At 70.0% G+C, this 5403-nt stretch carries 3 protein-coding genes; 1 reads left to right on the top strand and 2 read right to left on the bottom strand.

Going from position 1 to position 5403, the window contains the following annotated elements:
* Positions 1–73 precede the first annotated feature (73 nt).
* Positions 74–1723, bottom strand: a complete 1650-nt coding sequence (locus AC5LSR_RS07405; RefSeq protein ID WP_250285407.1) for an MFS transporter — start codon at positions 1721–1723, stop codon at positions 74–76.
* 478 nt (positions 1724–2201) lie between these two features.
* Between AC5LSR_RS07405 and AC5LSR_RS07400 the strand changes: the two genes are divergently transcribed.
* Positions 2202–3281: a right-handed parallel beta-helix repeat-containing protein gene (locus AC5LSR_RS07400; RefSeq protein ID WP_250285408.1), complete on the top strand. Its 1080-nt coding sequence runs from the start codon at positions 2202–2204 to the stop codon at positions 3279–3281.
* 212 nt (positions 3282–3493) lie between these two features.
* Here the strand turns inward: AC5LSR_RS07400 and AC5LSR_RS07395 are convergent.
* Positions 3494–5403: UvrD-helicase domain-containing protein (locus AC5LSR_RS07395; RefSeq protein ID WP_493468283.1), on the bottom strand; the 1910-nt coding region annotated here is incomplete at its 5' end.

Raw genomic sequence — 5403 nt, 5'->3', positions numbered from 1 at the left:
GCCGCGCTTGCCGGGCGCGGTGGGCGCGGCGGGCCGGGGCGGACCGGGCGGACGTCCACGGGCCCGGGCCGGGTCAGCCATCGGTGCCCGTCTCCTTTCCGCTGTCCTGCGTCACAGGCGTCCCCGTCGGGCCGGGCCCACCCACCGGGCCGGGCGCGCCCACCGGGGCGAGCACCCGGGCCCGGGCGAGAACGGCCACCGCCACGAGGCACCCGGCGGCTCCGGCCCCGCCCGCCAGCCACAGTGCCGAGCTGGCACCGTACAGCGTCCACAGCGCACCGAACCCGGCGGATGCCGCCAGTTGCCCGAGCGCCACCCAGGTCTGCAGGAGCGCGATCCCGGTGGTCCGCGACCCGGCCGGCAGCAGCGCGCTCGCCGCCGCGGGCAGGACGCCGTCGGTCGCCGCGTAGAAGGCCCCGAGCAGCGCCAGGCAGCCGAGCAGGACGGCGGCACCCGGCCGCGGCACGAGGAGCAGCAGGTAGACGGCGACCAGCAGCACGTAGCCGATGATCAGCATCCGGGTGCGGCCGGTCCGGTCGGCGATCCGGCCCAGGGGGACGGCCAGGGCGAGGTAGACGCACGACGTCCCCGCCGCGAGCAGGGGGAAGTAGTAGGCCGCGAGATCCACCTCCTGCTGGAGACGGAGGTAGACGAAACCGTCACCGATCGTGCACAGGGACAGAGCCCCAGCGACGATGGTGAGCGCACGGTAACGCCTGTCGGCCAACAGACCGATGGCGGCCCGCATGGTGCGCACGGGACGGCCGGACGGCTCACCCCCGCCCGGCGCGTCCAGAGAGTCCGGCGTGCCGGGCGGGACCGGCGGGCCCGATATGGCCGGCGCGGCCGGCGGATCCGGTACGCCTGGTATGCCCGATACGGCCGGCGCGGCCGGCAGGCTCGATGCGGCCGTGGATACCGCCACGGCCTCGACCGGCCCGGCACCGGACACAGGAAGATCGTTCGCGTCGCCGTTGACGGGCACGGTGCCCGCCGTGCCCGGGGGGTGCCGCTCGACCAGGAGGACGATCACGGCGACACCCATCAGAGCCACGCACGCGCTCACGACGAAGACCAGGTCGTACGAGTCCGGCGAGGCGGCCAGCAGGGCGAAGGCGACGAACGGCCCGAGCATCGCGCCGACCGTGTCCATCGCCCGGTGGATGCCGAAGACGAACCCGAGGTCGCTCTCCCGGGAGGTCAGGGACAGCAGGGCGTCCCGTGGGGCCGTCCGCAGCCCCTTGCCTATCCGGTCGCCGGCCAGCGATCCGGAGACCATCGCGGGGGAGGCTGCTCCCAGCACCAGCACGCCCTTCGCGAGCGCGGACATGGCGTAACCGGCCGCGGCGATGTCACGGTGGCGCATCCAGCGGTCGGACAGCAGACCGCTGACCGGCCGTACGAACACACTCACGCCCTGGTAGAGACCATTGACCAGGCCGTACTGGAACGGGGTGAAACCGAGCGTGCCCACCAGGTACAACGGCAGGACGGCGGTGACCATCTCGGTCGACAGGTCGGTGAGCAGGCTGGTGAGCCCGAGCAGCAGCACCGTGGGGCCGACGGCCTGGCGCAGCCGCCGGGTGGCCCGGCCTCGTCCGCCCCGCCCGGCGGGCGTGGGGAGCGTCCCGTCCACGTGGGCGGCGGGTGGTGTGGCCGGAGCGGCCCCGGCCGCGCCCGGCCGCGAGGATTCCGGCGGACGGTCACGCAAAGTCGTGTACATGGCCTCCCCCCTGCCACGGACAGGCTAGGCCACGCAATATCGATCTTTGACACCGCACTGCGCGTCATGACCGCACCGAGCTCCGCTGGAGGGACGCCCGCGGCACGGGCCGCGACGCCGGCCGCGGGCGCCGGCCCCTGGCCGGCCCCGGCCGGGGCACGACGCCAGCTTCGTCCGTCCACCAGCCCGTTGGGTTTGCCCGGCATGTCACACCCAGTATCTGGAGTTATACGTAACTACCAACGGTTATAAATTGTTCACAAATGGTTGCAATTTCACAAAATTGCACGCCAATAAGAACGACCACAGGCAACAAAACAACTCTTGAAACACAATTACGATCAATTGAGCCAACGCGCCAACAGCACTCTGTGAAATATGACGGTGACTCTCGGTGGATGCCCATGAGGAGCGCTACTGTCATTATCAACATCGGGGGGATCAAAGCCGTATTCACGGCTGAAGGAGGAAATTCACAGTGGGCTCACAACGTTGGCTGGGCGGGCGGCTCGTGCCCCTGCTCGCCGGAGCGGCTGTGGCGATCACCGGCGGGCTTGCCGGCTGCAAACCAGCGGTAGACCCGGGGCCGACATCAACACCGACACCACCGGCCGCCATCGCTCTCGCCGCGACACCCACCACGACTGCGTCCTCACAGCCGACAGCGGCACCACCGGCGACGCCCACGGCCACCGCGGCGGCCGGCGTGCCGAAGACGCCGACGGCGGCCCAGCCCGGCGCCCCGGCCCCGGCGCCCGCCCCGGCCAGCAGCTTCCCGAACGCCGGCAACACCGGGGTACCCGCCGGTGTGACACTGACCGACTACACCGGCCCGCGAGAGATCACCAAGGCCAACACCGTCATCCAGAACGCCCGGATCAAGGGCGGCGGCCGCCTCACCATCTCCGCGCCCGGAGTCGTGATCAGAAACAGTGTCATCTCGACCGACGACACCTTCGGTGTCAGCGTGAACAGCGACCAGGTCGCCAACGCCTCGGTCACGGTCGAGGACTCGGAGTTCATCGGCAGCTACGACCCGCAACCGGCCGACGAGATGGCCATCCGGGGCAGGAACTGGACGGTACGCCGGGTGGAGATCCGCGGCTTCCGTGACGGCGGCGGCATCGACGGCGGCAACGTCGTCGAGGACTCCTACCTCCACGACTTCGTCGTCAGCTCGGCCTGTGAGCACATCGACGGCCTGCAGGGGCTCGGGAACACCGACAACATCACGATCAGGCACAACACGATCGACATCGCCCTGGACCACTGCATAGCGGGTGTGGTCCAGCTCGGCACCGAGTACGGCAGCAACCACAACGTCACCGTCGACAACAACTGGCTGGCCGGCGGCTCGTGGATCTTCTACTCCAGCCTGCTCCCCGGCGGTTCCAGCGACGAGATCAAGTTCATCAACAACCATCTCAGCAAGAAGTACTTCCCCAACTACGGGGTCTACGGCGTGGCCCACGACTGGAACCCCGGCGTGGCCGGCGTCCAGTGGTCCGGCAACGTGGACGCCGACACCGGAAAGGTCATTCCGGCACCCGTCACCTGAGAGCACGGGCGACCGCCGACGCCTGCGGACGACTCCACCATGAGACTTCCGTGATGTTGTCGTGGCATCACCGTGACATGACATCGCTGTGACAACGGTGGCCCGGGCTCACCTCCCGGGCCACCGTTTTTCGCCCTCAGCACTTTCCCCAGCACCTCGCCCGCCAGCCCCTTACCCGCGGGCCGTTGAGGCATCCATACCGTTTCCGGCTGTCAGGAGTGCGTGACGGCAAGGAAAGGGCTCGGGGTGCCGTGCCAGAAGATGGCCAGGTCGTCGCGGGCTCGGGTGGCGGCGACGAAGAGCAGGGAGCGGTCGCGCATCCGTTCTCGCAGGTAGCGCTTGGGGTCGCTGTCCTGGTAGCTCTCGATGGCGCTGCGCGGTACCAGCCCGGCGCACACCCCGCCAATGATCATCCGTCGGTATTCGAGCCCCTTGAAGCGGTGCATCGTGCCCACGTGCACACCGTCGTGACGCTTCGGCCCCTCCGGGCCGATCTCGACAGCGATGATCCCGTCCTCGGTGAGGCGTTGGATGACCTCGCCGGCCATCTGCCTGGTCGGTACGCACACCGCGATCGAACCGTCCGATGGCAGACCACCCGTCGCCGAACTGTCGGCCGGCGGGCCGTCGGGCGCCGCCAGCCACGTCCGTACCTGACGGCTGATCAGCTGCTGCTCCTCGGCCCAGGTGCCCACGCCGCGCAGCGCCGGCCGGCCACCCCGCAGCAGCGAGCGGTATCCGGCAAGGTTCTCCTCGCCGCCGTCCAGATCGTCGTATGTCTCCCCGCTGAGCAGCTCCAACGCCGTTCCCAGGATCTGCCGGGTGGTGCGGTAGCTGAGGGTCAGCCTGGCCGAACGCCCGCGGATATTGATCCCGAGGCTGCCCAGGGTGACATAGTTGTCGTAGATGCGCTGATGGGTGTCGCCAGCGAGGAACATGTCGTCCGGCATGGGCGGGACCATGGCACGCAGCATCTTCCAGTGCGCGGCGCCGAGGTCCTGCGCCTCGTCGACGATGACGTGCCGGTAGCGGTAACGCAGGGTGGAGCCGGAGCTGTGCTGCCCGCGCAGCGCCCGCTGGATCTGGGCCTGGCGGTCCATTTCCAGGCGCGCGGCGCGGCCGGCCAGCTGGCGCCAGGTCCATATGCCGTCGTCCTCGAGCCGTTTTTCGAACCGTTCGGTGAGCCGCCAGATGACGTCCCGGTCCTGTCGGGTGAGCGCGCGGCCGCGGCCCGGCCGGCGTGCCTTGAAATAGTCGGTCCGTGAGTTGAGGACCTGCCCGAGGACGACCTGGGACCATTCGGCGGCCAGGAACTGCGGGTCCCAGCGTGTCTCGCCCAGTTCGAGGAGCATGGCCTGCCACCGCTCGGCGGCGACGGTGTCGTCGACGATCCGGCGGCGGCTGTCGAGCCCGGCCTCGGCGACGATCCGGCCGGCCAGCTTGTCGATGTTGACGATGTCCACCCGGGCGAGCAGCTCCGGGCCGGCCAGTGCCAGCAGCCTGGTGCGCAGGTCGGCGGCGAGGTTGCGGTTGAAGGTCGTCAGCAGGATCGGTTTGTCGTCGCCGGGTGGCAGGTGTTCGGCCAGGTAGCGGGCTCGGTGCAGGGCGACGATGGTCTTGCCGGTCCCGGGGCCGCCGCCGACCCGGGCCGGCCCGTTGTACCGGCGTTCGACCAGTTTGCGCTGGGTGGGGTGCAGGAAGACCTGCCAGCGGGCGAACGACTCGGCGAGGATCGCCCGCAGGGCCTCGTCATTGCTGGTGACCTGGGTTGACGGGCGCTGCACCGCCGCGGCGAAGTCGTCGGGGTTGACCGGCTCGTCGGCGCGGACGGGGTCGGTCACCTCCTCGAGCACCTGCTCGTAGGTCTTGCCGTCGTACAGGGCCAGCAGGACGTCGGCGGTGAGCTGCGGGGCGATATCGGCGAGGGCGAGCAGCTCGTCCTCGGTGACGATCCGCCGGATGAGCGGGATCAGCGGCTCGGAAACACCGAGGTCGAGGAGGATCTCGTCGCTGATGCCGGCGAACAGCGGGCGCGGCCCGCCCTTTTCCGCGGCATCGGCGTCCCCTGCCTCCCCGGCTTTCTCGCCGCCGGCTTTCTCGCCGCCGGCCTTTTCGCCGCCGG

The organism is Protofrankia sp. CiP1_Cm_nod4, assembly GCF_982290645.1.
This window is presented reverse-complemented; position numbering and strand designations above follow the sequence as displayed.